Source organism: Burkholderia sp. FW306-1C-G01B (assembly GCF_058781685.1).
The window spans coordinates 162,046-187,732 of the sequence record NZ_JBYSWZ010000010.1; the positions used below are offsets into that span (position 1 = coordinate 162,046).

General features: G+C 67.8%; 24 protein-coding genes. 12 read left to right on the plus strand and 12 right to left on the minus strand.

Annotated elements, in window-relative coordinates; translation table 11 throughout:
* Positions 1-143 precede the first annotated feature (143 nt).
* Entirely contained in the window at positions 144-1,511 is a 1,368-nt protein-coding gene (locus AC3WLY_RS21085) for an MFS transporter (protein WP_175962818.1), read from the plus strand.
* A gap of 37 nt (positions 1,512-1,548) precedes the next feature.
* Here the strand turns inward: AC3WLY_RS21085 and AC3WLY_RS21090 are convergent, their stop codons facing one another.
* The 3 genes from AC3WLY_RS21090 to AC3WLY_RS21100 all read right to left on the minus strand — a co-directional run bounded on the left by AC3WLY_RS21090 (position 1,549) and on the right by AC3WLY_RS21100 (position 3,892).
* On the minus strand, positions 1,549-2,145 hold the full coding sequence (locus tag AC3WLY_RS21090; RefSeq protein WP_175962817.1) for an AAA family ATPase: 597 nt from the start codon (positions 2,143-2,145) through the stop codon (positions 1,549-1,551).
* Positions 2,138-3,559 (minus strand): alpha,alpha-trehalose-phosphate synthase (UDP-forming), encoded by a 1,422-nt coding sequence (gene otsA, locus AC3WLY_RS21095; protein WP_034184775.1) that lies wholly within the window; start codon positions 3,557-3,559, stop codon positions 2,138-2,140. Before otsA ends, AC3WLY_RS21090 begins: the two co-directional genes overlap by 8 nt.
* Before the next feature lie 135 nt (positions 3,560-3,694).
* Entirely contained in the window at positions 3,695-3,892 is a 198-nt protein-coding gene (locus AC3WLY_RS21100) for a hypothetical protein (protein ID WP_175962816.1), read from the minus strand.
* Between the two features lie 246 nt (positions 3,893-4,138).
* Between AC3WLY_RS21100 and AC3WLY_RS21105 the strand changes: the two genes are divergently transcribed.
* Positions 4,139-4,729, plus strand: coding sequence for a hypothetical protein (locus AC3WLY_RS21105; protein ID WP_083534159.1), 591 nt, complete (start codon positions 4,139-4,141; stop codon positions 4,727-4,729).
* Positions 4,726-5,220, plus strand: coding sequence for a hypothetical protein (locus tag AC3WLY_RS21110; RefSeq protein WP_492309856.1), 495 nt, complete (start codon positions 4,726-4,728; stop codon positions 5,218-5,220). The genes AC3WLY_RS21105 and AC3WLY_RS21110 overlap by 4 nt, the downstream gene beginning before the upstream one ends.
* Before the next feature lie 66 nt (positions 5,221-5,286).
* Here AC3WLY_RS21110 and AC3WLY_RS21115 read toward each other — a convergent pair whose 3' ends face one another.
* Positions 5,287-6,624, minus strand: coding sequence for an ABC transporter ATP-binding protein (locus tag AC3WLY_RS21115; protein ID WP_034184771.1), 1,338 nt, complete (start codon positions 6,622-6,624; stop codon positions 5,287-5,289).
* Between the two features lie 22 nt (positions 6,625-6,646).
* Positions 6,647-8,404 carry an ABC transporter permease gene (locus tag AC3WLY_RS21120; RefSeq protein ID WP_175962815.1) on the minus strand — a complete coding sequence of 586 codons (1,758 nt, stop codon included), beginning with the start codon at positions 8,402-8,404 and terminating at the stop codon, positions 6,647-6,649.
* A 515-nt stretch (positions 8,405-8,919) separates the two neighbouring features.
* Between AC3WLY_RS21120 and AC3WLY_RS21125 the strand changes: the two genes are divergently transcribed.
* On the plus strand, positions 8,920-9,186 hold the full coding sequence (locus AC3WLY_RS21125) for a double-stranded DNA-specific endonuclease (RefSeq protein WP_011545926.1): 267 nt from the start codon (positions 8,920-8,922) through the stop codon (positions 9,184-9,186).
* 42 nt (positions 9,187-9,228) lie between these two features.
* On the opposite strand, the gene AC3WLY_RS21130 is transcribed toward AC3WLY_RS21125, so the two are convergent.
* Positions 9,229-10,545 (minus strand): ATP-binding protein, encoded by a 1,317-nt coding sequence (locus tag AC3WLY_RS21130; protein ID WP_105392925.1) that lies wholly within the window; start codon positions 10,543-10,545, stop codon positions 9,229-9,231.
* The gene (locus tag AC3WLY_RS21135) at positions 10,529-11,254 is read right to left on the minus strand and encodes a response regulator (RefSeq protein ID WP_009693256.1); all 726 of its coding nucleotides are present in this window, start codon (positions 11,252-11,254) and stop codon (positions 10,529-10,531) included. Before AC3WLY_RS21135 ends, AC3WLY_RS21130 begins: the two co-directional genes overlap by 17 nt.
* A gap of 224 nt (positions 11,255-11,478) precedes the next feature.
* Between AC3WLY_RS21135 and AC3WLY_RS21140 the strand changes: the two genes are divergently transcribed.
* Complete coding sequence (locus AC3WLY_RS21140; RefSeq protein WP_492309857.1) at positions 11,479-12,027, plus strand: Spy/CpxP family protein refolding chaperone; 549 nt, start codon at positions 11,479-11,481, stop codon at positions 12,025-12,027.
* A gap of 72 nt (positions 12,028-12,099) precedes the next feature.
* Here AC3WLY_RS21140 and AC3WLY_RS21145 read toward each other — a convergent pair whose 3' ends face one another.
* Positions 12,100-12,795 (minus strand): pirin family protein, encoded by a 696-nt coding sequence (locus tag AC3WLY_RS21145; protein WP_492309858.1) that lies wholly within the window; start codon positions 12,793-12,795, stop codon positions 12,100-12,102.
* A 373-nt stretch (positions 12,796-13,168) separates the two neighbouring features.
* Between AC3WLY_RS21145 and AC3WLY_RS21150 the strand changes: the two genes are divergently transcribed.
* The 4 genes from AC3WLY_RS21150 (at position 13,169) to AC3WLY_RS21165 (ending at position 16,378) form a co-directional block, all read left to right on the plus strand.
* Positions 13,169-13,951: an ABC transporter substrate-binding protein gene (locus tag AC3WLY_RS21150; protein WP_143155758.1), complete on the plus strand. Its 783-nt coding sequence runs from the start codon at positions 13,169-13,171 to the stop codon at positions 13,949-13,951.
* 229 nt (positions 13,952-14,180) lie between these two features.
* Entirely contained in the window at positions 14,181-14,870 is a 690-nt protein-coding gene (locus AC3WLY_RS21155) for an ABC transporter permease (protein ID WP_034184766.1), read from the plus strand.
* A complete protein-coding gene (locus tag AC3WLY_RS21160; protein ID WP_034184765.1) occupies positions 14,867-15,580 on the plus strand; it encodes an ABC transporter permease in 714 nt (237 codons plus the stop codon). The genes AC3WLY_RS21155 and AC3WLY_RS21160 overlap by 4 nt, the downstream gene beginning before the upstream one ends.
* Positions 15,581-15,598: 18 nt before the next feature.
* On the plus strand, positions 15,599-16,378 hold the full coding sequence (locus AC3WLY_RS21165) for an ABC transporter ATP-binding protein (protein ID WP_175962812.1): 780 nt from the start codon (positions 15,599-15,601) through the stop codon (positions 16,376-16,378).
* Between the two features lie 62 nt (positions 16,379-16,440).
* Here AC3WLY_RS21165 and AC3WLY_RS21170 read toward each other — a convergent pair whose 3' ends face one another.
* A complete protein-coding gene (locus AC3WLY_RS21170) occupies positions 16,441-16,938 on the minus strand; it encodes a GNAT family N-acetyltransferase (protein ID WP_072440889.1) in 498 nt (165 codons plus the stop codon).
* 133 nt (positions 16,939-17,071) lie between these two features.
* Between AC3WLY_RS21170 and AC3WLY_RS21175 the strand changes: the two genes are divergently transcribed.
* Both AC3WLY_RS21175 and AC3WLY_RS21180 read left to right on the plus strand, forming a co-directional pair.
* The gene (locus AC3WLY_RS21175; RefSeq protein ID WP_175962911.1) at positions 17,072-17,998 is read left to right on the plus strand and encodes a LysR family transcriptional regulator; all 927 of its coding nucleotides are present in this window, start codon (positions 17,072-17,074) and stop codon (positions 17,996-17,998) included.
* Positions 17,999-18,554: 556 nt separating this feature from the next.
* A complete protein-coding gene (locus tag AC3WLY_RS21180) occupies positions 18,555-19,640 on the plus strand; it encodes a porin (protein WP_175962810.1) in 1,086 nt (361 codons plus the stop codon).
* Between the two features lie 140 nt (positions 19,641-19,780).
* On the opposite strand, the gene AC3WLY_RS21185 is transcribed toward AC3WLY_RS21180, so the two are convergent.
* Together AC3WLY_RS21185 and AC3WLY_RS21190 are read right to left on the minus strand one after the other, a co-directional pair.
* Entirely contained in the window at positions 19,781-20,119 is a 339-nt protein-coding gene (locus AC3WLY_RS21185) for a P-II family nitrogen regulator (protein ID WP_006398637.1), read from the minus strand.
* Positions 20,120-20,196: 77 nt separating this feature from the next.
* A complete protein-coding gene (locus tag AC3WLY_RS21190) occupies positions 20,197-21,903 on the minus strand; it encodes an NAD+ synthase (protein ID WP_492309859.1) in 1,707 nt (568 codons plus the stop codon).
* A gap of 108 nt (positions 21,904-22,011) precedes the next feature.
* Between AC3WLY_RS21190 and AC3WLY_RS21195 the strand changes: the two genes are divergently transcribed.
* A complete protein-coding gene (locus tag AC3WLY_RS21195; protein WP_310138889.1) occupies positions 22,012-23,190 on the plus strand; it encodes a GNAT family N-acetyltransferase in 1,179 nt (392 codons plus the stop codon).
* Positions 23,191-23,285: 95 nt separating this feature from the next.
* On the opposite strand, the gene AC3WLY_RS21200 is transcribed toward AC3WLY_RS21195, so the two are convergent.
* A complete protein-coding gene (locus AC3WLY_RS21200) occupies positions 23,286-25,544 on the minus strand; it encodes a glycoside hydrolase family 3 C-terminal domain-containing protein (RefSeq protein WP_492309860.1) in 2,259 nt (752 codons plus the stop codon).
* Positions 25,545-25,687: the final 143 nt, after the last annotated feature.

The window sequence follows — 25,687 nt, forward strand, 5'->3', positions numbered from 1 at the left end:
ATGCGGCCCGGTGATACACTCGACCGGCCCCGGTCCGGCGCAGCCGCGCGGGCCGGGCCGTTCATCGCCGCCTCCGCCCTTTCGCATGGTTGCGCACGCAACCGGCAACCGGGCGCGCGGACAACCGCCCTTTCGCTCCCGTCATGAACGCCGATACCGGCCTGCCGCTTCCGCAACGCTACTGGGCGATCGTCTGCGTCGCACTGGGCATCACGCTCGCCGTGCTCGACGGCGCGATCGCGAACGTCGCACTGCCGACGATCGCGCGCGACCTGCACGCATCCGACGCCGCGTCGATCTGGATCGTCAACGCGTACCAGCTCGCGGTCACGATCACGCTGCTGCCGCTCGCGTCGCTCGGCGAGCGCATCGGCTATCGCCGCATCTACATCGCGGGGCTCGCGCTGTTCACCGCGGCGTCGCTCGGCTGCGCACTCGCCGGCTCGCTGCCGATGCTGGCCGTGATGCGCGTGATCCAGGGTTTCGGCGCGGCCGGCATCATGAGCGTCAACGCGGCGCTCGTGCGGATGATCTACCCGTCGTCGATGCTTGGGCGCGGGCTGTCGATCAATGCGATGGTGGTCGCGCTGTCGTCCGCGATCGGGCCGACGGTCGCGTCCGCGATCCTGTCGTTCGCGTCGTGGCCGTGGCTGTTCGCGGTCAACGTGCCGATCGGCATCGCCGCGGTACTCGGCAGCCTGCGCGCGCTGCCGGCCAACCCGCTGCACGATGCGCCGTACGATTTCCCGAGCGCGCTGATGAACGCGTGCGTGTTCGGCCTGCTGATCACGGCCGTCGACGGGCTCGGCCACGGCGAACGCCATGCGTACGTCGCGGCCGAGCTGATCGTCGCGTTCGTCGTCGGCTACTTCTTCGTGAAACGCCAGCTGTCGCAGCCGGCGCCGCTTTTGCCCGTCGACCTGATGCGCATCCCGATGTTCGCGCTGTCGGTCTATACGTCGACGGCGTCGTTCACGTCGCAGATGCTCGCGTTCGTCGCGCTGCCGTTCTGGCTGCAGAATTCGCTCGGCTTCTCGCAGGTCGAGACCGGCCTGTACATGACGCCGTGGCCGCTCGTGATCGTGTTCGCCGCGCCGCTCGCGGGCGTGCTGTCCGACCGCTATTCGGCCGGCATCCTCGGCGGGATCGGGCTCGCACTGTTCGCGGCCGGGCTGCTGTCGCTCGCGACGATCGGCGCGCACCCGGGCACCGTCGACATCGTATGGCGGATGGCGCTGTGCGGCGCGGGCTTCGGGCTGTTCCAGTCGCCGAACAACCGCGCGATGCTGTCGTCGGCGCCGCGCGAGCGCAGCGGCGGCGCCGGCGGCATGCTGAGCACCGCACGGCTCACCGGCCAGACGTTCGGCGCCGCACTCGTCGCGCTGATTTTCGGGCTCGCGCCCGATCGCGGGCCGACGGTCGCGCTCTATGTCGCCACGGCCTTCGCGGCGGTGGCCGCGGTCGTGAGCATGCTGCGTATCGCGTCGCCGCGGCCGGACGCGGCGGCCTGACACCAACGCGCACCGCACACACGGACGCACACGCGCGTCATGCGGCGTCGAGCGCGTCCATCACGAAGCGCACGCGCGCCTTCACGCTCACGCGCGGCAACTCGATCAGCCGGTACCCGTACGCCGTATAGCAATCGACCATCGCGTCGTAGGTGCGCACGGCTTCCGCAAAATCCTGCCGGCGCTCGGTGTCCTGCACATAGATGTCCGGCCAGGGCGGCGCGATGAACACGCGCCGGTGATAACGGAAACGGCGCGCCGCGGCTTCCGCGTGCGCGGGCACGGCCAGCCCCGTCAGCCGCAGGTAGCCGACCACGTCCGGCACGCCGCGGTCGAAGAACACGGGCCCGCGTGCGTGCCGCGCGAGATGGTACGAGCGCATCTCCCAGCTCAGCATCAGCTCGGCGAACGCGGCCGGGTCGCGCCACGGCAGCGCGTGGCCGTCAACGGCCACCTGGTCGCGGATCACGCCTCGTCCGGCCTCCTGCGAGCGCGCGAAACCGGCGCGCTCGAGCGCGTCGAGCAACGTGCTCTTGCCCGAGCCCGGGCCGCCCGTCACGACGAAGAAACGGCCGGTGGCATCGCCGGTCGCGTCATCGCCCCCGGCCCCGGCTCCGTGCACGAACTCACGCATGCGCGACCCGCCGGCCCGCGCGCTGCGTGACCGATACGGCCGCCGCGACACTGCGCAAGTCGGCGACGAACGTATCGCGCCAGACCGACAGGTCGTTCTCGCGCAACCGCGCGAGGTTCTCCTCGTGACGCGCCTGCCGCTCCGCGAGCGGCATCGACAGCGCGCGCTCGAGCGCCTCGGCCATCTGCGACAGGTCGTACGGATTGACGAGAAGCGCGCCGGTCAGCTCGGCCGCCGCCCCCGCGAACTCCGACAGCACGAGCACGCCCGGATCGGCCGGATCCTGCGACGCGACGTATTCCTTCGCGACGAGATTCATCCCGTCGCGCAGCGGCGTCACGTAGCCGACCTGCGACATCCGGAAGAACGCCATCAGCAGGTTGCGCTCGTACTTGCGGTTCAGGTACTGGATCGGCGTCCAGTCGAGCTGCGAAAAACGGCCATTGATTCGGCCGGCTTCGCCTTCGAGCGTTTCGCGGATGTCCTGGTAGGTCTGCACGTCGGAGCGCGTCGGCGGAGCGATCTGCACGAGCGACACGCGCCCCTGCCAGCCCGGAGCGTTCGCGAGCATCCGCTCGAACGACTGGAAGCGCTCGACGAGCCCCTTCGAATAATCGAGGCGGTCGACGCTCATCACGAGCTTGCGGCCGTCGAGCGCCTCGCGCAGCATCTTCACCGGCTTGCGCGCGCCGTACTGGACGGCCGCCTGCGCGATCGCGTCCGGATGCACGCCGATCGGATAGGCGGCGACCTTCACGACGCGGCCGTGCGCGTGCAGCATCCCGTCCTCGCTCGCCGCGCCGATCCCGCGCCGCTCGATGTAGTCGGTGAACGCCTGCTTGTCGGCATCGGTCTGGAAGCCCGCGACGTCGTACGCGCACATGAACTTCACGAGCTCCTCGTGCGGCGGCACGAGGCGCAGCATGTCGGGCGACGGAAACGGGATGTGCAGGAAGAAGCCGATCGGGTTCTTCACGCCGAGCTCGCGCAGGAAATGCGCGAACGGCAGCAGATGATAGTCGTGCACCCAGATCAGGTCGTCGGGCCGCAGCAGCGCGGCGAGCTGCTTCGCGAGCATCGCGTTCACGCGCAGATACCCTGCGTACTCCTGCCGGTCGAAGCGCGCGAGATCGCCGCGGTAATGGAACACCGGCCACAGCGTCGCGTTCGAGAAACCGCGGTAGTACTGGTCGTAGTCGCGCCGGGTCAGCCCGACCGTCGCGTAGGTCACGTTGCCGTCCCGCTGGATCGCGGGCTCGGCGTCCGGCGCACCGACGATCTCGCCGTTCCAGCCGAACCAGACGCCGCCCGTTTCCTTCAGCGCGTCCATCACGCCGACGGCGAGGCCACCCGCGCTCGGGCGCGTGTCCTCGCCGGCGGCGACACGGTTCGATACCACGATCAATCTGCTCATGCGGCTTCCCCTCCTCGATTCGATTGGCTGGCGCGGCGCGCGCGCCAAGGCGGACGCGGCGGCCCGAAGGCGGCCGCGCGGCGATTCAGTTCCGAGAAATGCAATGAAATGCGGCAGCGGAATGCGACGACGGGATCAAGCGTCCTGTTCCTGGCCGAGGTCGCGTTGATAGTCGAGCCCTTCCGGGCGGGCGCCGCCCTGGTTGTGATCGCCGTCGGACGGCGTCTCGCCGGGCGCGCCGGCAGGCGGTGCGGGTGGTGCGTCGGTCTGCGGACGCGGGTGGTCTGCCCCCGCGTCGGATGGCCGGTGCGAAAACCGTTTCGAACGACGCATGGCTGGGTGTCTCATATGCGGTGCGGCTCGAAGCCGTCGTAGAAACATTCCATAACAAAACAGTCTAGGTCGGTTCCTCGCACGCCAAGGTAACAATTACCTTCAATTTGTAACGTTTCGACCCCTCGTCAGCCACCTGTCCGAAAATAGCGCCGCGCGCACGCGCGACATGCCGTCCGGCGATTTGTCAAAGCTTTGCATTTTTCCTATGACAATTGCGAAACAATGACGCGGCATGGGGCGCGCATGCGTCGCCGCTCACCCAGACAGGACTTGCATTCAGGGATGAACATTCGTTTCGAATCGTCGCGCCGGACCGTGCCGGCGCGCGTCGTGCTGGCCGCACTCGCCACGGCCGCGCTGCTGTCCGGCTGCAACTCGCTATATAGCGAAGGCGCGACAGCCGGTGCCGGTATCGCGGGCGCCGCGATCGCTTCCAAGGTCACCAACAACGCCGCCGTCGCGACGGGCATCGGCCTCGGCGCCGTGGCCGGCGCGCGTGCGGGCGTCCAGTACTCGCAGCGCGTCGCGCACCGCTACACGCAGGAACAGATCGCGAAGGCGGCCGGCCCGCTCGACGTGGGCGGCGTCGCGCCGTGGTCGACGCACCACTCGTTCCCGATCGAGGACGACGAGCAGGGCCGCGTGACGGTCAGCCGGACGATCAGCGTCGGTCCGCTCGACTGCAAGGAAATCGTGTTCGCGGTCGACACGCCCGCGAAGCCCGACAAGGCTGCGCAATCGGCGTTCTACGTCGCCACCATCTGCCGCGACGGTCCCGTGTGGAAATGGGCGTCGGCCGAACCGGCAACCGAACGCTGGGGCGCGCTGCAATGAGCGTCGCGATCCGTATCGCGGCGATCGGCGCGCTTTGCGCGGCGGCGGCCACGCTATCGGGCTGCGGGTCGGTCGGCGCGGCGAGCGGCGCGCTCGCCGGCGCGGCGACGGGCCTCGTCACCGCGAATCCGGCGGTCGGCGTCGGCGTCGGGATTGCCGTGCAGGCCGCGACCGACGAGGCCGTCAACCGCACGATGAAGCAGCTCCATCAGAACCAGCAGGACGCGATCGCGAAGGCGGCCGGCAGCCTGGCCGTCGGCGAAGTGAAACCGTGGAAGGTGAAGAACACGCTGCCGCTGGAAAACGGCGAAGGCGAGGTGCGCGTCACGCGCGCGTACTCGTCGGCGCTCGCGCTGTGCAAGGAATTCGCGTTCTCGGTGAAGGACGGCGACAAGGCCGACTGGTATTTCGCGAATGCGTGCCAGCAAGGCGCGCACTGGAAGTGGGCGTCGGCCGAACCGGCCGTCGACCGCTGGGGCAATTTGCAGTAACGGGGCGATGCGCTGCATGACGCGCGCCGCACGCGGCTGCCGGGCCGCACGGCCCGGCGCGATCGATCAGGACTCGACGTCCTCGAGGCTGAAGATCTCGGTCTGGTCGTTGTACGAGAAGATCTCGCCGTAACGGCCCCAGTCGATCACCGCGTCGAGCGTTTCCTCGGCCGCGCCGTCCGACAGGGAATCCTCGAGCTCCTGCTCGAAGCGCACACGCGGCGCACGATGGCCCGGACGCTCGTTCAGCACCTTCTTGATCCGTGCGGCGAGCGGCACGTGCTTCAGCAGGTGATCCGCGAACATCAGCTTGCGCTCCTGCGTGCCGAACTCGGCGAACACGCGCCCCGGCGGCGTCAGGAACACGTCGCCTTCCCGCACGTCCGCGAAACCGAGGTACTGCAGCACTTCGGCGATCGGGAACAGATCGTCGACTTCCAGATGCAGCGTGCGCGCGATTTCCGGCATGTCGGCGCGGCCGTGGTACGGCGCCATCGCGAGCGTTTCGATCAGGCCGGCCATCAGGTTGGTCGACACCTGCGGCAGCCAGCTGCCGAGCTCGAGCCCCTTCTTCGTCGCCTCGCCGGTCTGGCGGGCCGTCATCTTCGCGTAGATATCGTCGACGAGCTTGCGGAACGCCGGATCGAGACGGTTGCGCGGGTGCTTGAACGGCACCTTGATCTCGGCGATCACGCGGCCCGGATTCGACGACAGCACGAGAATCCGGTCGCACATGAACACGGCCTCCTCGATGTTGTGCGTGACGATCAACACCGACTTGATCGGCATCCGCCCTTGCGTCCACAGGTCGAGCAGGTCGGTACGCAGCGTCTCGGCCGTCAGCACGTCGAGCGCCGAGAACGGCTCGTCCATCAGCAGGATCGTCGGATCGACGACGAGCGCGCGCGCAAAGCCGACGCGCTGGCGCATGCCGCCCGACAGCTCGCGCGGGTACGCGTTCTCGAAACCGTCGAGACCGATCAGGTCGATCGCGGCCAGCGCGCGCTCGCGCCGCTCGCGCGCGCCGACGCCGAGCGCTTCGAGACCGGCCTCGACGTTCTGCAGCACGGTGAGCCACGGGAACAGCGCAAAGGTCTGGAACACCATCGCGACGCCTTCGGCCGGGCCGCGCAGCGGCTGGCCGAGGTAGGTCACTTCACCGCCGGTCGGCTCGATCAGCCCGGCGATGATTCGCAGCAGCGTCGACTTGCCCGAGCCGGAGCGGCCGAGCAGCCCGACGATCTCGCCTTCGCGCAGCGACAGGTTCGCATCGTCGAGCACCAGCAGCTCGCCCTGCGTCTTGTTGAAGCCGCGGCAGACGTGATCGACGCGCAGGATTTCCTCGCCGAGGCGCGGCGGCTGGGACGTCTGGACGGGGGCGTTTACAGCATTCGGATTGTGCATCGCGTTTCGCTCTCAATCGGTCTCAGTCGAGCCGCAGCTTCGCTTCGGCGAAGGCATACAGCGGACGCCACAGCAGACGGTTGAACAGGGTGACGAACAGGGACATCACGGCGATGCCCAGGATGATCTTCGGAAAGTCGCCGGCGGCGGTCGTTTGTGCGATGTACGCGCCGAGGCCGTGCGCCTCGATCCTGGTGTTGCCCCACTGCACGGCTTCCGACACGATGCTCGCGTTCCACGCGCCGCCCGATGCGGTGATCGCGCCGGTCACGTAGTACGGGAAGATGCCGGGCAGGATCGCCTGCCGCCACCACTGCCAGCCGCGGATGCGGAAGTTCGTCGCCGCTTCGCGATAGTCGTTCGGGTAGGACGTTGCGCCGGCGATTACGTTGAACAGGATATACCACTGCGTGCCGAGCACGATCAGCGGCGACAGCCAGATATCGGGGTTCAGGTGGAAGCGCGCGATCACGATCACGAACACCGGGAACAGCAGGTTGGCCGGGAACGCGGCGAGGAACTGCGCGAGCGGCTGCAGCTTCTCGGCCAGCCTCGGGCGCAGCCCGACCCACACGCCGATCGGCACCCAGATCACCGATGCGATCGCGATCAGCACGACCACGCGCAGCAGCGTGATGAGTCCGAGCATGAGCACATGGCCGACCTCGGCCATCGTCACGCCGGTCGAAACGAAACTGACGACCCGCCACACGATATAGGCCGTGCCGATCAGCACGAGGGTCGCCCATGCGATGTCGACCGTGCGCGACGCCTTCTTCTCGACGCGCGGCAGCGTGAAGCGCATCGCACCCGACAGCGGCAGGCGCAGCGGAATCCGCGCCGCCTTGGCGAAGAACCAGCCGGCCGGCACGAGCAACTGATGGATCAGGCGCGTGCGGCGTACGAGGTCGAGCAGCCACGACTCCGGCGCATTGCCCGAGCTCGTGTTCTCCATGCGGAACTTGTCGGCCCACGCGACGAGCGGGCGGAACAGGAACTGGTCATAGGCGAGGATCACGACCGTCATCGTGAGGATCACCCAGCCGATCGCGCCGAAGTTCTTCTCCGAGATCGCCTGCGCGAGATACGCACCGATTCCCGGCAGCGTGATCGTCTGGTTGCCGACCGTGATGGCCTCCGACGCGACGACGAAGAACCAGCCGCCCGACATCGACATCATCATGTTCCAGATCAGGCCCGGCATCGAGAACGGCACCTCGAGCTTCCAGAAGCGCTGCCAGGACGTCAGGTGGAAGCCCCGCGACACTTCGTCGAGATCGCGCGGCACCGTGCGCAGCGACTGGTAGAAGCTGAACGTCATGTTCCACGCCTGGCTCGTGAAGATCGCGAAGATCGCCGCAAGCTCCGCGCCGAGCACACGGCTCGGGAACAGCGCGAGGAAGAACGTGACCGTAAACGAGATGAACCCGAGCACCGGCACCGACTGCAGGATGTCGAGGATCGGGATCAGCACCATGCCCGCACGACGGCTCTTGGCCGCGAGCGTGCCGTAGACGAGCGTAAACACGAGCGCCGCGACCATCGCGGCAAGCATCCGCAGCGTGGTGCGCAACGCGTATTCGGGCAGGTTAGACGGATCGAGCGAGATTTTCTGCGTCTGCAGCACGCCGATCGGCGCCATCGTTTCGTGGAAACCGACGACCGCCATCGCGATCAGGCAGATGATCAGCGGAAACGCGATGAAGTCCCACCGGTTCGGCAGAACGCGCCACGCGGACGCGTTGGCGGTCCGGTTCGGATTGAAGAATCCGACGTCCATCAGGCGCCCTCCCCGGTAAGGCCGAACGAAGCCGGCAGTCGATGTTGATTCATGGCAAAGCGCACGGGCGCGGTAATTCGATTGACTGACGATCTCGCGCGGGCGCAATGCGCCGTGCGTGCAAGCTGCGCCCCGCGCGGTCGCGGTCGAGTCGGCCCGCGACGGCACGACACTACACCAACCTGTATTTCAGGTACAACCGTCCGGGGACGGCGCAGGCGGCGCACGGATCGTGCCCGGCCCGCGGGGCGGACCGCGGGTGCGCGTGACGGAGCAACCCGGCCGCAGTCCTTCGGCCGGCATGCAGGCCCGAATTATGCCGTGATCCGGCCCGGCCGTGAACCCGCTCGCCGCACGCGTGTGCAAACCGTGTCGGGCGTCAGCAGACGGATACCGCGAAGCGGGTATGATCGGGACTAGCCCTTAGGGTCTGTTGCAGCCGTTCTCGTGGCAACGCATGCCCGTTCCACATGTAAACAGACTTCGAGGATCGACCGACGAGCGGGAGGAAGGGAATGGCAGGAAACTTGGTGATCGTCTGCCGCGATCAGGATGCCGACGCGTTCTACGAACTGATGCAGGAGTACGGGTCGTTCCAGACGCGGCTGTCGTCGACGGCATGGTACCTGAACATGAACGTCGTGCCGGAATCGCTGCAGGAGGAAATCCTGGAGCGCCTCGGCCGCTATACGACCGTCTACATCTTCGAGGCCACCACCGTGACCTACAACACGATCGACAGCAACGCAGCCGAGACGCTCGGCACGCTGTTCGGCGAATGACGCCGCGCGGCGCTTGCCTGCCCGGGCAGGCGCCGCAGCCGCTTACGCCGCCTGAGCGTGGGGCTCGTCCTTCGGCACGACCTCGAACGGGAACGTCATCGCGACGCGCAGGCCGCCTTCGGGGCGGTTGCCGATGTCGCACGCCCCGCCCAGCCTGAGCACGAGCCGCTCGACGATCGCAAGCCCGAGCCCGCTGTGGCCGTTGCCGCCGCGTGCGGGGTCGAGCCGCACGAACGGCCGCGTCGCGACCGCGAGGTCGCGCGGCGCGATCCCGCCGCCGCTGTCGCTGACCGCCAGCACGTAGCCGGTCGGCGTGCGCGCCGTCTCGACGAATACGGGCGGCGCGCCGTACGCATGCGCGTTGTCCAGCAGGTTCGACAGGATCCGGTCGAGCGTCGCCGTCGGCAGCCGGAAGCCCGGATCGGCGTCGAGCCGCGTCTGGACCGTCGGTGCGTTCGGCGCGACCGCACGATAGCTGCGTGCGATCCGCTCGCACGCCTGGTCGACCGGCACCGGCTCGCTGCGATCGGACCCGCCGTGCGCAAACACCAGAAACTGATCGACGATGTGCGACATCGAGTCGACGTCGCGCACGACGCCGTCGCGCAAGCGCGCGTCGTCCATCATTTCCGCGCGCAGGCGCATCCGCGCAAGCGGCGTGCGCAGGTCGTGCGCAACGCCCGCCAGCATCACCGCGCGGTCGTTGTCGGCCTGCGACACCTGCTCGACCATCTGGTTGAAGCCATGCGTGAGCTGGCGCAGCTCGCGCGGGCCGCGCTCGCGCAGCGGCGGCACCGGCTGCCCGCGGCCGAAGCGCGCGACCGCGCGCGCGAGCGAGCGCAGCGGCTGCTGCAGCTGCCAGGCCGCGAACAGCGCGGCGATCACGCCGGCCGAGAAGATCGTGCCGAGCCACAACAGCATCCGGTCCAGCGAGCGCGGCGGACGCAGCGGCTGCACGGGCACCACGATCCAGTTGCGGTCGGTCGGCTCCTTGACCCACAGCACCGGCGGATGGCCCGGCGCGCCGATCTCGACGCGCGTACCGGGCGGCATCCGCTCGCTGACATCGTCGCGGAACCGCTTGAGCGCCGCCGGCAGGTTCGACAGATCGCCGTTCGGCACGTCGGCGCTGTCCGGCGTCACGAGCCGCACGCGCGACGGCAACGGCTGGTCAGGCGTGCGTTCGACGTGCTGGCGCACCGCGTCGACTAGGAACGCGGCCTCCTCGACCGCGTAGCGCGTCTGCATCTGGTTGCGCTCGAGCCGCATCGCGAAAAACCACGCGAAGTGCGACAGGAGCAGGACGCCGACGACGAGCAGCGCGAGCCGCCCGAACAGCGAATCAATGGGTTTGCGCATGGGCCTCGCCGTCGGGCACGAACACGTAGCCGCGCCCGCGGACCGTCTGGATGAAGCGCGGCGTCGACGGATCCGTTTCGAGGATGCGGCGCAGGCGCCACACCTGGACGTCGATGCCGCGGTCGGTGCCGTCGTACTCGGGCCCGTGCAGCAGCTCGAGCAGCCGCTCGCGCGTGAGCGTGCGCAGCGCATGGTTCACGAAGATCTTCAGCAGCGCGAATTCGCTGCTCGACAGCGTCGCCGGCTTGCCGTCGACCGACAGCGTGCGCGCCTGGAAGTCGAGCACGAAGCGGCCGAACGCGAACGGTTCGCGCTGTTCGGGCGCGGCCGCCGACGGCGTCGCGCGGCGGCGGCGCAGCACGGCCTGCACGCGCGCGAGCAGCTCGCGCGGGTTGAACGGCTTGCCGAGGTAGTCGTCCGCGCCGAGTTCGAGCCCGACGATGCGGTCGACGTCGTCCGCACGCGCGGTCAGCATGATCACGGGAATGTCGTCGCCGGCCGCGCGCAACTGGCGCAGCGCGGTCAGGCCGTCCACGCCCGGCATCATCAGGTCCAGCACGATCAGGTCGGGCCGCTCGCGCTCGAGACGCTTCTCGAGCGTCGCCGCGTCGTGCAGCACGGACACTTCCATCCCCTGGCGCACGAGATAGTCGCGCAGCAGGTCTCGGAGTTCTTGGTCGTCGTCGACGATGAGGATCTGGGTAGTCATGGCTCGAAGTTTACCGCGCGAGGGCGGAGTCGAAGAACGAAACAAAGGGATGAAAGGGTTACTGCGGGTTACCGCGCAAGGGAACTGTAATGCGCGGTAACCGGGCCGCCGCCCCACGTAACACCGGCCGGGGCCGGCATCGCTAACCTGCGTCTTACCGGATGCGGTACGCGGCTTTCCCCGTATCGCATCGCCGGACCCTCTGGATACAAGGAGTTTCTGAAATGTATAAGAAGACTTCCCGCGTGGCCATCGCGGCCGCCACTGTGCTCGCCCTCGCATTCGGCACCGCGCATGCCGCGCAGCCCACCGACATGCCGCCGCCGGGCGGCCCCGGCATGCACCAGATGCACGGGCACGACGGCGGCCCGTTCGGCGCAATCATGAAACTGCACGATCAACTGAAGCTCAACGCGTCGCAGGAACAGCAATGGCAGACGGCCGTCAACACGATGAAGCAGAACCGTGATGCGATGCGCAAGAGCCACGAGCAGATGCGCGAGCAGTTCAAGGCGCAGCAGAACCAGCCGATCCTCGACCTGAACGCGATGCACGCCGCGCGCCAGCAGGCCGAACAGCAGAACGCGCAACTGCGCGAACAGACGTCCGCCGCGTGGCTCGCGTTCTACAACGGACTGAACGACCAGCAGAAGACCACGGTCAGCACGGCGCTCAAGCAGCAGTACGCGCAGATGCAGCAGCGCCACGAGAAGATGAAGGAGCGCTGGGAACAGCATCGCGCGGCCAAGGGCGCGTCGGCGCCGGCGCAGTAAGCCGGCAGGCCGCTCCGCGGAGCGGCGCCGAAGGGGGCGCGGGCACCGGCCCGCGTCCCCCTTTTTTTTGTTTCACGCGACGTCGAACAGCAGCACCTCGGCCGCGCGGCCGCGCGCGAACGTGACCGCGTCCACGCCGCCGATGCCCGCGCCATCGCCCGCCGCCAGCGCGCGGCCGTTGATCTCCACCTCGCCGCGCGCCACATGCGCGTAAACGCGGCGGCCGGCCGGCACGTCGAACGCCGCCCGCTCGTCCCCGTCGATCCATCCCGCGAAGATTCGCGCATCCGCGCGCACCGGCAGCGAGCCGTCGTCGCCGTCCGGCGACGCGACGAGCCGCAGCCGGCCGCGTTTCTCGTCGTCGGCAAAGCGCGTGTGCGCATAGCCGGGCCGGCCGCCCGGCCCGGCCGCTGCGAGCCGGATCCGCAGCAGGCGCAGCGGCTGGTCGCGCGACGCGTTGGTTTCGCTCAGCAGGATGCCCGTGCCGGCGCTCGTGCGCTGCACGCCGCCCGCGCGGACGATCGCGCCGCTGCCCAGGCTGTCGCGGTACGCAAGCGTGCCGTCGAGCACGTAGGTGACGATTTCCGCATCGCGGTACGGACGCATGCCGAAACCGCGGGTCGGCGCGATGCACTCCTCGCTCAGTTCGCGCAGCGCGCCGAACGCCGGCGCGCCGCCGCGACCGGCGGCGTCGGGAAAGCTGTGATGGGATTCGTGCCAGCCGTGGCTGCGCTGGTCGCGATCGGCGGCACGACGGATCTGGAACATGGGGCGGGCACTCCGGGAGGCGGGGTCTCTTTTCGGGTTTACCTCCACTGTAGGGGCGCGCCGACGGCGCCACAATCCGCCGCCCGCGCACCGCATCGTTGCACCCGCACATTCAATTGCCGAAATATTCGTTGCGAATACCGCGATTGTCGCAACAGCCGAATCGAAGAATCGAAGAATCGATCGATCGCGCCGGATTGCCGTTTTCCGGGTATCGCGTTCGGGTAAAATACCGCCCTTTTGGCGTTCGCCCGTCCGGCGGCCGCCATCGCCAGAACGCCGATCGGCGAATTTTGGCCGTCTAGAATACGCCGCGGCGCCCGGTCCGACCGGCCGCGAGCGCCCCCGGAAAGTCAGCAACAGAAGGATGGAAATGAAGAAGGCCGCCCTGTGCGCCGCCCTCGCCCTCGTGGCAGGCAGCGCCTTCGCGAAGGAGTGGAAGACCGTGCGGATCGGCGTCGATGCCAGCTACCCGCCGTTCGAGTCGACCGCGCCGAGCGGCGAGATCGTCGGTTTCGACGTCGATCTCACCAAGGAGATCTGCAAGCGGATCAACGTGAAATGCGTGTGGGTGGCGCAGGACCTCGACGGGATCATCCCGGCGCTGAAGGCGAAGAAGTACGACGTCATCGTGTCGTCGCTGACCGTCACGGACAAGCGCCGCGAGCAGATCGACTTCTCCGACAAGGTGTACGACGCACCGGCGCGGATGATCGCAAAGACCGGCTCGCCGCTGCTGCCGACGGTCGCGTCGCTGAAAGGCAAGCGCGTCGGCGTCGAGCAGGGCTCGACGCAGGAAACCTACGCGAAGGCGTACTGGGAACCGCAGGGCGTGACAGTCATTCCTTACCAGAATCAGGACCAGGTCTATACCGATCTCGGCTCGGGCCGCCTCGACGCGACGCTGCAGGACGAACTGCAGGCCGACTACGGCTTCCTGCGCACGCCGCGCGGCAAGGGCTTCGCATTCGCCGGGCCGGAAGTGAAGGATCCGAAAACGATCGGCGACGGCACCGCGATCGGCCTGCGCAAGGAAGATACGGACCTGAAGCTCAAGATCAACAACGCGCTGGCCGACATGCACAAGGACGGTACGTACGACCGGCTGTCGCACAAGTACTTCTCGTTCAGCGTCTATTCGGCTTCGGCCCGCTGAGCGCCGACAAGAAGAAGCAACGGATGCGGGGGCGGCCCTGCGTCCGGGCAGTACAGGCAGTCAACCACGCGCCGCCCGCCCCCTTGCCCGCCGCTCGCGCGACGGGCTGGCCCGGCACCGTTGCCGGGGCGGACGGTCATGATACGCACGGGGCGTTCCGCGCAGCTTGGCGGGCGCGTCTTTCGCGGCGCACCGCGTGCGCCCTCAGGGACCACACCAGGGACCACATATGTTTCTACAAGGTTACGGCCCGCTGATCCTCGCAGGCACCTGGCAAACCGTCAAACTGGCGGTGCTTTCGCTTGCGCTGTCGTTCCTGCTGGGTCTGCTCGGCGCGGGTGCGAAGCTGTCGCGCAATCGCGTGACGCACGGCATCGGCACCGTCTACACGACGCTGATCCGCGGCGTGCCCGACCTCGTGCTGATGCTGCTGCTGTTCTACAGCCTGCAGATCTGGCTGAACATCGCGACCGACGCGCTCGGCTGGGACCAGATCGACATCGACCCGTTCCTCGCCGGCGTGCTCGTGCTCGGCTTCATCTACGGCGCGTACTTCACCGAGACGTTCCGCGGCGCGTTCCTGTCGGTGCCGCGCGGCCAGCTCGAGGCCGGCAGCGCGTACGGGATGACGAACTGGCAGGTGTTCACGCGGATCATGTTCCCGCAGATGATGCGCTTCGCGCTGCCGGGCATCGGCAACAACTGGCAGGTGCTCGTGAAGTCGACCGCGCTCGTGTCGATCATCGGCCTGGCCGACGTCGTGAAGGCGTCGCAGGACGCCGGCAAGGGCACGCTGCGGTTCTTCTTCTTCACGCTGATCGCGGGAGCGGTCTACCTCGCCATCACGACGATCTCGAACTTCGTGCTGATGTGGCTCGAAAAGCGCTACTCGACCGGTGTCCGCAAGGCTGACCTATGATCGAACTCATCCAAGAATACTGGCGCAACTATCTCTACACCGACGGCTATCGCATCACCGGCGTCGCGATCACGCTGTGGCTGCTGGTCGTGTCGATCGGCCTCGGCTTCTGCCTGTCGGTACCGCTCGCGGTCGCGCGCGTATCGAAGAGGAAGTGGCTGTCGAGCGCCGTGTGGCTCTATACGTACGTGTTCCGCGGCACGCCGCTCTACGTGCAGCTGCTGCTCTGCTACACGGGCCTCTACAGCCTGCAGGCCGTGCGCGGCACGCCGATGCTCGACGCGTTCTTCCGCGACGGGATGCACTGCACGCTGCTCGCGTTCACGCTGAACACCTGCGCGTACACCACCGAGATCTTCGCGGGCGCGATCAAGGCGACGTCGTACGGCGAGATCGAAGCCGCGCGCGCGTACGGGATGACGCCGTTCACGATGTATCGCCGCGTGATCCTGCCGTCGGCGCTGCGCCGCGCGCTGCCGCTGTACAGCAACGAAGTGATCCTGATGCTGCACGCGACGACGGTGGCGTTCACCGCGACCGTGCCGGACATCCTGAAGATCGCCCGCGACGTGAACTCGGCCACCTACATGTCGTTCCACGCGTTCGGCATCGCCGCCCTGCTCTACCTCGTGATCTCGTTCGCGCTCGTGTGGCTGTTCCGCCAGGCCGAGCGCCGCTGGCTCGCGTATCTGCGCCCGCAAGGCAAGTAAGTTTCCGCAGGACTATTGATGAATTCCCAGACCCAGAAGCTTTTCGTCGACGATCTCCACAAACGCTACGGCAGCAACGAGGTGCTCAAGGGCGTGTCGCTGAAGGCGAACGCCGGCGACGTGATCAGCGTGATCGGCTCGTCCGGCTCCGGCAAGAGCACGATGCTCCGCTGCGTCAACTTCCTCGAACAGCCGAACGCCGGCCGCATCTTCGTCGACGGCGAGGAAGTGCGCACCGCCCTCGACAAGGCCGGCGCGCTGCGCGCGGCCGATCCGAAGCAGTTGCAGCGCGTGCGTACCAAGCTGTCGATGGTGTTCCAGCACTTCAATCTCTGGTCGCACATGAACGTGCTCGAGAACGTGATGGAAGCACCGGTGAACGTGCTCGGCATCCCGAAAAAGGAAGCCGAGGATCGCGCACGCGAATATCTCGAGAAGGTCGGCCTCGCGCCGCGCGTCGAGAAGCAGTATCCGTCGCACCTGTCGGGCGGCCAGCAGCAGCGCGTCGCGATCGCGCGCGCGCTGGCAATGCACCCGGACGTGATGCTGTTCGACGAGCCGACGTCGGCGCTCGACCCGGAGCTGGTGGGCGAAGTGCTGAAGGTGATGCAGAAGCTTGCCGAGGAAGGCCGCACGATGATCGTCGTCACGCACGAGATGGGCTTTGCGCGCAACGTGTCGAACCACGTGATGTTCCTGCACCAGGGCCGCGTCGAGGAAGAAGGCGTGCCGGCCGAGGTGTTTGCCAACCCGAAGAGCGAACGCCTGCGCGGGTTCCTGTCGGGCAGCCTCAAGTAACGCAGGTAACGTACGCAACGCGCGACGTGCGAACGGGCGCCCCGCGGGCGCCCGTTTTGCGTTTACGCGGCGCTCACCGGCGCGCCGTCGGCGAACGCGCGCAGTTCGTCGCCCGCGAGCCGGTAACGCACCCATTCGCTCTGCGGCGCGGCGCCGACGCTCTCGTAGAAACGGATCGCCGGCTCGTTCCAGTCGAGCACGCTCCATTCGAATCGCCCGCAGCCCGATTCGACCGCGATCCGCGCGAGCGCCTTCAGCAGCCGCAACCCGGCGCCCGCGCCGCGAAAGCGCGGCGACACGTACAGATCCTCCAGATACAGCCCCTGCCGGGCAAGCCAGGTCGAATACGAGAAGAAATACACGGCGAAGCCGGCCGGCTCGCCGTCGACCTCGCACACCAGCGCGCGCGCCGGTGAACCTTCGCCGAACAGGCTGCGCTCGAGCGACGCGGGTGTCGCGATCACTTCGTGCTCCGCCTTCTCGTAGACGGCCAGCTCGGTAATGAAACGCAGGATCAGCGGCACGTCGGCGACGGTAGCGGTACGGATGTCGATTTGCACGGGTTGGGCCCTCCTTCGGCCCGGACTTGAAACGGAAAACGGCGCCGCGCAACCGCGCTGGCGCCGATCAGACCGTCATGCTACGTTCATGCCATGCCTGCAGGAAGTGCAGTTTCTTCATCTTGACCTGAACATGATGCATCCCGACCTGCGCCGTCTCGACCTGAACCTGCTGCTCGCGTTCGACGCGCTGTACCGCCACCGGTCGGTCTCCGCGGCCGCGCACGAGCTCGCGATGAGCCCGTCCGCGCTGAGCCACGCGCTCGCGCGGCTGCGCGACGCGATCGGCGACGCGCTGTTCGTGCGCCTCGGCAACGAGATGCAGCCGACCGTGCGCGCCGACGACATCGCCACGTGGGCCGGCGACGCGCTCGACGCGATGTCGAAGGGGCTCGCCCGCGCGCGCCGCTTCGATCCCGCGCAAAGCGACCGCACGTTCGTGTTCGCCGCGACCGACTACACGGCATTCGCGGTGCTGCCGGCGTTCCTCGCGCGCATCCAGCACGTCGCGCCGCGGCTGCGGATCCGCGTCGTGCATTCCGACCGGAAGATTTCCGTCGACGAGCTGGCGGCCGGCCGCATCGATTTCGCGCTCGGCTACCACGAGGAATCGACGGCCGACGCGCCGGGCATCGAGGATTTCGACTGGTTCTCCGACGACTACGTCGTGATCGCAAGCGCCGCGCATCCGGACATCCGCCGGCGGCTGACGCTCGACCAGTACCTGGCGGCCCGCCACGTAGTCGTCACGCCGTGGAACGAAGCGCGCGGCGTCGTCGACTACGTGCTCGACCGGCTCGGCCTCGCGCGGCAGGTCGCCGTGCAGTTGCCGACCGTGCTCGCCGCGCCGTTCGTGATCGCGGAATCCGCACTCCTGATGACCGTGCCGAACCGCGCCGCGCAGGCGCTGCGGCACGCGGCGCCGATCCGCATCTTCCCCGCGCCGTTCGAAATCCCTCGCTACACGCTGAAGGTCTACTCGCACGCGAAGCATGCGCGCACCGATGCGCACCGCTGGATTCGCGCGCAGCTGCTCGACGCACGACCGGGCCCGGGCTGAACTCGATACGCCGCAGCCGCACGCCTTATGCGGCGGGCGTTGCAGGCACGGACAGCGGCATCCGGCGGCCGCCGAATCATTACGAAATACTTACCGATTTCACGTCTTTCGCGCTTACGCCCGCGCCTCTGCAACGTCAATAGTGGCAATCCTTGACCCATGTACGCGGAATTCATGTCTCCCTTGCGGGACAAGGGTTTTCCGGTAATTGCGAACCCCTATGCCACCCGTTGCGCACTGTGTTGCATGGCAAATTGGCGACAGGTGTTAGTCAAACAACGATTTCCATCGCCACAAAATTGTATTTTTGCTAAATTAGTAACCAAAGTAGCAAAACGAAGTTCGTGAAATGTAGTTTAGCTTCACGACACAACAAGGAGACCCCGCAGGCCGACCCGGCTGCGCGGGACCGCTCAACGGTTTTCCGTCTGCTTGCCCGCGTGCCGCGCTTACCGGCCCTGCACGAGGTCTCCCTGGTTATCCCGCTTTTGCCCGGCGCTCGCGCTCCGGGCATCTCGTGCAGTCTGGGTTGACTTTTTGACAGGGTATGGAGGAGATGATGAAGAAAGCTTTGGTCGCGGCCGCGCTGATGGCTGCTGGGGTGGTGACGGCGCACGCGCAGAGCAGCGTCACGCTGTATGGCCGTCTGGATGCCGGCATCGAGTACTTGAACGGCCTGCAAAACGGCCACCAAGTACGCGCGGAAAGCGGCGACTGGGGCACGAGCCTGTGGGGCTTGAAGGGCAGCGAGGACATCGGCGGCGGCAACAAGGTCCTGTTCCACCTCGAAGGCGCGTTCAACACGATGACGGGCGGTCTCGGCACGTCCGGCTCGATCTGGGATCGTTTCGCGACGGTCGGCATCTCGAACGACCGCTACGGTACGCTGCTGTTCGGTCGCGAACTGGCGATCGCGAACGGCGTGTGGGACTTCGATCCGCTGGGCCAGTCGAGCTGGTCGTCGGCATCGCTCGTGCGCGGCCGCAACTGGAACAAGACCAGCAACAACGTGTCGTACCAGTCGCCGCAGTTCTACGGCTTCGACTTCTACGGCCAGTTCGCATTCTCGAACTCCACCAGCTTCAACGGCAACACGACGGCCGGCCAGCCGGGCCGTGCAGCCGGCGCGCAGATCACCTACACGAACTCGCTGTTCCAGTTGCGCGGCATCTACGACGAAACGCGCGACAGCAACGGCCGCTTCTCGGACGTGTTCAACTACTCGCGTGAATACTTCGCGGGCGCGAACGTGTTCCTCGGCCAGTTCAAGCTGCAGGCCGCCTACCAGTCGTCGCACGCGGACGGCAGCGGCGGCCCGGCAGTCAACAACGGTATCACCGGCACCCAGCAGGTCTGGGGCGGCGTGACGTGGCAGGCCACGCCGGCAGCGGCGCTGATCGCGGCCGTGTATCACGTGAACGCGAACCACGGCGGCGGCAACGCGAACATCTACACGGTCGGCGGTTCGTACAACATCTCGAAGCGCACGCTGTTCGACGTGCAGGTCGCGACGGTGCGCAACAGCTCGACGGCCAACTTCGGCCTGAACGCCAACGGCGCCGGCACGGCCGTATCGACCGGCAACCCGCATCCGGGCGGCAGCCAGACCGGCGTCTACGCCGGCATCCAGCACCTGTTCTGATCAGGCGCCGTCCAGAGAACGATTCGACAACACTTTCCACGCTGCTGCGAGAGGCGCGTATCGGTGCGGTACCCAACCGGGTATCGCACCGTTTTTTATTGGCGGGCCGGTTTCGCACGGCCCACTGACGAATACGGTGCTCAGACGGCCGCTTCGTTCTCTTCGCCGGTACGGATGCGGATCACGCGTTCGACGTCCGACACGAAGATCTTGCCGTCGCCGATCTTGCCGGTGCGCGCCGCGCCGATCACCGCGTCGATCACCTGGTCGACCTGCGCTTCCGCGACGACCACCTCGATCTTCATCTTCGGCAGGAAGTCGACCACATATTCGGCGCCGCGATACAGCTCGGTATGCCCCTTCTGGCGACCGAAGCCCTTCACTTCCGTCACGGTCAGGCCCGTGAGACCCACTTCGGCGAGCGCTTCGCGGACTTCGTCCAGCTTGAACGGCTTGATGATGGCTGTGATGCGTTTCATGATGGTTGTCCCTCAATGCTCGTTTGGATGAAAAATCGCGATCCCGATTGTAAGCCGCGCGGTAAGCCGCACACGGGTCAGTCGAGACGCTCGGTAAAGCGTGACGTGATCGGATAGCGCCAGTCGCGCCCGAATGCGCGATGCGTGACGCGGATGCCGATCGGCGCCTGGCGGCGCTTGTATTCGTTGATCTTGATGAGCCGCGTCACGCGTTCGACGTCGGCCTGCGCGTAACCGGCCGCGACGATCTCGGCGAGCGGCCGGTCTTCTTCCATGTACATCCGCATGATCGCGTCGAGCACGTCATACGGCGGCAGGCTGTCCTGGTCGGTCTGGTTCTCGCGCAGCTCGGCCGACGGCGCGCGCGTCAGGATCCGCTCGGGGATCACGTCGCGCAGCCCGTAGTCGGCCGTCTCGTTGCGATAGCGGCAGAGCCGGTACACGAGCGTCTTCGCTATATCCTTGATCACCGCGAAACCGCCGGCCATGTCGCCGTACAGCGTGCAGTAGCCGACCGCCATCTCGCTCTTGTTGCCGGTCGTCAGCACGATCGAGCCGAACTTGTTCGACAGCGCCATCAGCAGCGTGCCGCGAATGCGCGCCTGGATGTTCTCCTCGGTCGCGTCTTCCGCGCGGCCCGCGAACTCGCCCGCGAGCGACGCGCGGAACGCGTCGAACATCGGCGCGATCGCGATCTCGTCGTAGCGCACGCCGACGCGCCGCGCCATCTCCGCCGCATCGGTGGTCGAGATGTCGGCCGTGAAGCGCGACGGCATCATCACCGCGCGCACGCGTTCGGGCCCGAGCGCATCGCACGCGACGGCCAGCACCAGCGCCGAATCGACGCCGCCCGACAGCCCGACGAGCACGCCGGGAAACCCGTTCTTGCCGATGTAGTCGCGCACGCCGGTCACGAGCGCGCGGTACACCTGCGCATCCGTCGATAGCTCGGGCGCGATCGCGCCGGGCAGCGGCCGCGCGCCGTCGAATTCGACGATCGCGTGCCCTTCGTCGAACTGCGGCATCTTCGCGACGAGCGCGCCCTGCGCGTCGAGCACGAACGAGCCGCCGTCGAACACGAGCTCGTCCTGGCCGCCGACGAGGTTCACGTACACCATCGGCAACCCGGTCTCGCGAATCCGCGCGCGCAGGATGTCGATGCGCACCGCTTCCTTGTTCATGTGGTACGGCGAGCCGTTCGGGATCAGCAGCACCTGCGCGCCGGCCGCCTTCGCGATCTGCGCGGCCGACGCGTGCCACGCGTCCTCGCAGATGATCACGCCGTATTTCACGCCGTTCAGCTCGAACACGAGCGGCTCGGCGTCCGTCGCGAAATAGCGCTTCTCGTCGAACACCTCGGCGTTGGGCAGATCCTGCTTGCGGTAGGTGCCGACGATCTCGCCGCCGACGATCAGCGACACCGCGTTGAAAGTGTCGGTGGGCGGCACGCCGCGCTCGATCGGGCGGTTTGCATTACCATCGACGGCTGGCGCAAGCGGAGCGCCGCCCACGCCGCGCAACGGATGGCCGACCAGCACCGCGAGCCCGTCGAACGCCTTCAGCGCGTCGGCGAGCGAGTCGAGCGCGGCGGCGGCCGCCGCGTAGAACGCGGGCCGCAGCAGCAGGTCTTCCGGCGGATAGCCGGACAGCGCGAGTTCGGGCGCGACCATCAGGTGCGCACCATCGTTGTGCGCGGCGCGCGCGGCTGCGACGATGCGCGCGACGTTGCCGGCGAAATCGCCGACGGTGACGTTGATCTGGGCGAGAGCGAGTCGGGTCTTCATGACGGGATCGGCGCAGCCCGGCGGCGCGCCCTGAACGGCTGACGAAATCGACCGGGCGCGGGCCACGGCGGCACGCGTCCGGCAACATCCAACGGTACGGATTCACGCTTGAAACACGAACGCATCGATTATCGCACGGGCATCCTGTCGTCCCCCGCGGAGGTGCCGGCCGAAGAATGGAACGCGCTGCTCGCGCGCGACGCGCAGCCGACGCCGTTCCTGCGCCACGAATTCCTCGACGCGCTGCACGTCGCGCGCTGCGCGGTCGACGACACCGGCTGGTCGCCGCACTTCGTCACGCTGACCGATGCGGGCACCGGCCGCCTCGTTGCCGCCGCGCCCGTCTACGCGAAGCAGCATTCGTACGGCGAATACGTGTTCGACTGGGCATGGGCCGACGCGTACCAGCGCAACGACCTGCCCTACTACCCGAAGCTGCTGTGCGCGGTGCCGTTCACGCCGGTGCAGGGCACGCGCCTGCTCGCGGCCGACGACGACGCGCGCCGCCGGCTCGCGGCCACGCTGCTCGCATTCGCCGAGCAGAGCGACGTGTCGTCGCTGCACGTGCTGTTCCCGACCGGCGACGAAGCGCGGCTCCTCGAATCGATGGGGATGATGCTGCGCGAAGGCGTGCAGTTTCACTGGATCAACGACGGCTACCGCCACTTCGACGATTTCCTCGCCACGCTCGAGCAGAAGAAGCGCAAGAACATCCGCGCGGAACGGCGCAAGGTGCACGATGCGGGCGTGACGTTCCGGCGGCTGACCGGCGACCGGATCACCGACGCCGACTGGCGCTTCTTCTCGCGCTGCTACCGGCAGACCTACCGCGAACACTTTTCGAGCCCGTACCTGAACCTCGACTTCTTCCGCACGATCGGCGCGACGATGCCCGAGAACCTGCTGCTCGTGATCGCGGAAGCCGACGGCAAACCGATCGCGAGTGCGCTCGCCATCTATCGGCGCGGCGAGCACGGCGGCGGCACGCTGTACGGCCGCTACTGGGGCGCGATCGAGCACGTGCCCTGCCTGCATTTCGAAACGGCCTACTATCAGCTGCTCGAATTCTGCATCGAGGCCGGGCTCGATACGTTCGAAGGCGGTGCGCAAGGCGAGCACAAGCTCGCGCGCGGTTTCCTGCCGACCGTCACGCACTCCGCGCACTGGCTCGCGCACCCCGCGTTCTCGGATGCGGTCGCGCGCTTTCTCGAACGCGAGACCGAGCATATCCACGCGTACGTCGACGAACTGCGCGAACACGATCCGTTCCGGCGCGGCACCGAGTAGCGCGAGTCGGCTCGTGCGCCGCCCGCATCGGGCGAATTCGGCGCAGGGCCGGCCGGGGCGCCGCCCTGGGCCTGCCCTGCACATGATGCGGCCGGTCAGCGCGCCGCGAGCGACATCGCCTGCGACAGCGCCTGCGGATCGCGCGACGACGCGGCGGCCGTGAGCGTATAGCTGCCCGCGCTCACCCGCCATGCATGCGTGTTCACGTCCCAGGTCGCGAAACGCTGCGACGGAATCGCAATGCCGAGCGCGCGCGACTCGCCCGGCTGCAGCGCGACCTTCGTCCAGCCGACGAGCCGCTTCGGCGGTTCGCCGAGCGATGCGGGCAACGCCGCATAGATCTGCACCGTCTGCACGCCGGCCCGCGCGCCCGTGTTCGTCACCGTCACGCCAACCGTCACGTTGCCCGATGCGTCGGCCCGCGTGGTCATTCCGGAGAGCGCATATGTCGTGTACGACAGCCCGTAGCCGAACGGGAACAGCGGCTCGATCCCCTTCGCGTCGAACCAGCGATAACCGTACGCAAGGCCTTCCGCATAGACCGACTGCTGGCTCGCCGGGTCGATCGCCCGTTGCGGCAGGTCGGCCTCCTGCTTCGGGAACGTCAGCGGCAGCCGGCCCGACGGGTTCGCGTCGCCGAACAGCAGGTCCGCGATCGCCTGGCCGCCCTGCACGCCCGGATACCACGCGTCGAGCACGCCGTGCACGTTCGCGAGCCACGGCATCAGCACGGGGCTGCCGTTCTCGAGCACGACGATCGTGCGCTTCGCCTTCGCCGCGACTGCCGCGATCAGCGCGTTCTGGTCGTACTGCTGGTTGTACGGATCGGCCTTCGCATCGGGCAGCGACAGGCTCGCCAGGTCGAGCCCTTCCGTCTGCCATTGCGTCGCGAACACGATCGCGACATCGGCTTGCGCAGCCGCGGTCGCGGCGGCATTCGCGTCCGTCCCGTCGAGATAGCTGACCGACGCGTTCGGCGCCTTCGCGCGGATCGCTGCGAGCGGCGCGGACTTGTACCAGGTCGCGCAGCCGCCGAACAGCGTGCCGGCCGGCTGCCGGCAGGTCGTCACCGCATTGCCGTCGATCGCCGGCACCGCACCCGAGCCGCCGCCCGACAGCACACCCACGTCAGCACGCCCGCCAATCACGACGACCGACTTGAGCACGCCGGCCGCCAGCGGCAGCACGGGCTGCGCGTCGCCGGGCGCGGCCGCGTTCTTCAGCAGCACCGCGGATTGCCGCGCGATCGCGAGCGCATCGGCGTTGCCCGCCGCTTCGTCGATCGCACCGCCCGGCTTCGGCGGCGCGTCCATCACGCCGATACGGATCAGCGTGCGCAGCTTGCGCTGCACCATGTCGTTCAGCCGCGCGACCGACACGCTGCCGGCCTGCAGCGCCGCGCGCAGCTTCGTATTGAAGTACGAGCCGAGCGGCGCGTTGCCGTCGTCGGCCGCGCCCGGCTGTTCCTCGTCGAGCCCCGCCTGCACGGCCGCGACCGTCGAGTGCGTCGCGCCCCAGTCCGACTGCACGACGCCCTTGAAGCCCCACTCGTTCTTCAGCACCGTCGTCAGCAGATACGGGTTCTCGCACGCATACACGCCGTTGAGCTTGTTGTACGAGCACATCACGTTGCCCGGCTGACCGTCCTTCACGCCGATCTCGAACGCGAGCAGCTCGGCCTCGCGCATGGTCCGCTCGTCGACGACCGAATCGATCGTCATCCGGTTGGTTTCCTGGTCGTTGAACGCGAAATGCTTGATCGTCGCGATCACCTTCTGCGCCTGCGTCGCATTCGTGCGCGCGGCGCTCAGCGTGCCCGCGAGCACCGGATCCTCGCCCATGTATTCGAACGTGCGGCCGTTGCGCGGCTCGCGCGCGAGGTTCACGCCGCCGCCGAGCCCTTCCGCGAAACCGAGCGCGCGCAGTTCGAGCGCGATGCGCTTGCCGTAGGTGCCCGCGAGCGCCGGGTCCCACGTCGCGGCGAGCGCAACCGGCGCGGGCAGCGCGGTCACGCGCGCGTTCTTCACGTTCACGCCGCCCGCCGAATCGGCGCTGCTGACGCCCGGAATGCCGAGCCGCGGCACGCCCGGGATGTAGCTCGCGCCGTTCAGCGCGTCGGCCGGAAACGGGCCGCCCAGGTCGAGCGCGGGCATGCCCGTGCCGTGCACGAGCTGCAGCTTCTCGTCGGTCGTCAGCTGCGCGACGAGCGAGGCCGCGCGCTGGTCGGCAGCGGCATCGGGGTCGGCCGGCGCGACGGGACCTGCGTGAATGTCGTCGCCGCCGCACGACGCGAGCAACACCGTGAGCGCGCACGCGGACGCGATCGTCGAACACCGGAACAGCGAAGTTTTCATTGATCCTCCTGAATCGATCTGTTGTACTTGTCGCCACACTCCAGCGTCCGAGTCTAAAAATCGACCGGTCACCACGCTTGACCGGCAGGAGCATGCGTTGACCTCTCGCAGCGGGGACAAACCCGAACGGCATGACGACAGGG

Excerpts from the sequence above, each read along its gene's own strand:
- AC3WLY_RS21085 (WP_175962818.1), top strand. The coding sequence starts at position 144 with ATGAACGCCGATACCGGCCTGCCGCTTCCGCAACGCTACTGGGCGATC.
- AC3WLY_RS21090 (WP_175962817.1), bottom strand. The coding sequence starts at position 2,145 with ATGCGTGAGTTCGTGCACGGAGCCGGGGCCGGGGGCGATGACGCGACC.
- otsA (WP_034184775.1), bottom strand. The coding sequence starts at position 3,559 with ATGAGCAGATTGATCGTGGTATCGAACCGTGTCGCCGCCGGCGAGGAC.
- AC3WLY_RS21100 (WP_175962816.1), bottom strand. The coding sequence starts at position 3,892 with ATGCGTCGTTCGAAACGGTTTTCGCACCGGCCATCCGACGCGGGGGCA.
- AC3WLY_RS21105 (WP_083534159.1), top strand. The coding sequence starts at position 4,139 with ATGCGTCGCCGCTCACCCAGACAGGACTTGCATTCAGGGATGAACATT.
- AC3WLY_RS21110 (WP_492309856.1), top strand. The coding sequence starts at position 4,726 with ATGAGCGTCGCGATCCGTATCGCGGCGATCGGCGCGCTTTGCGCGGCG.
- AC3WLY_RS21115 (WP_034184771.1), bottom strand. The coding sequence starts at position 6,624 with ATGCACAATCCGAATGCTGTAAACGCCCCCGTCCAGACGTCCCAGCCG.
- AC3WLY_RS21120 (WP_175962815.1), bottom strand. The coding sequence starts at position 8,404 with ATGGACGTCGGATTCTTCAATCCGAACCGGACCGCCAACGCGTCCGCG.
- AC3WLY_RS21125 (WP_011545926.1), top strand. The coding sequence starts at position 8,920 with ATGGCAGGAAACTTGGTGATCGTCTGCCGCGATCAGGATGCCGACGCG.
- AC3WLY_RS21130 (WP_105392925.1), bottom strand. The coding sequence starts at position 10,545 with ATGCGCAAACCCATTGATTCGCTGTTCGGGCGGCTCGCGCTGCTCGTC.
- AC3WLY_RS21135 (WP_009693256.1), bottom strand. The coding sequence starts at position 11,254 with ATGACTACCCAGATCCTCATCGTCGACGACGACCAAGAACTCCGAGAC.
- AC3WLY_RS21140 (WP_492309857.1), top strand. The coding sequence starts at position 11,479 with ATGTATAAGAAGACTTCCCGCGTGGCCATCGCGGCCGCCACTGTGCTC.
- AC3WLY_RS21145 (WP_492309858.1), bottom strand. The coding sequence starts at position 12,795 with ATGTTCCAGATCCGTCGTGCCGCCGATCGCGACCAGCGCAGCCACGGC.
- AC3WLY_RS21150 (WP_143155758.1), top strand. The coding sequence starts at position 13,169 with ATGAAGAAGGCCGCCCTGTGCGCCGCCCTCGCCCTCGTGGCAGGCAGC.
- AC3WLY_RS21155 (WP_034184766.1), top strand. The coding sequence starts at position 14,181 with ATGTTTCTACAAGGTTACGGCCCGCTGATCCTCGCAGGCACCTGGCAA.
- AC3WLY_RS21160 (WP_034184765.1), top strand. The coding sequence starts at position 14,867 with ATGATCGAACTCATCCAAGAATACTGGCGCAACTATCTCTACACCGAC.
- AC3WLY_RS21165 (WP_175962812.1), top strand. The coding sequence starts at position 15,599 with ATGAATTCCCAGACCCAGAAGCTTTTCGTCGACGATCTCCACAAACGC.
- AC3WLY_RS21175 (WP_175962911.1), top strand. The coding sequence starts at position 17,072 with ATGATGCATCCCGACCTGCGCCGTCTCGACCTGAACCTGCTGCTCGCG.
- AC3WLY_RS21180 (WP_175962810.1), top strand. The coding sequence starts at position 18,555 with ATGATGAAGAAAGCTTTGGTCGCGGCCGCGCTGATGGCTGCTGGGGTG.
- AC3WLY_RS21185 (WP_006398637.1), bottom strand. The coding sequence starts at position 20,119 with ATGAAACGCATCACAGCCATCATCAAGCCGTTCAAGCTGGACGAAGTC.
- AC3WLY_RS21190 (WP_492309859.1), bottom strand. The coding sequence starts at position 21,903 with ATGAAGACCCGACTCGCTCTCGCCCAGATCAACGTCACCGTCGGCGAT.
- AC3WLY_RS21200 (WP_492309860.1), bottom strand. The coding sequence starts at position 25,544 with ATGAAAACTTCGCTGTTCCGGTGTTCGACGATCGCGTCCGCGTGCGCG.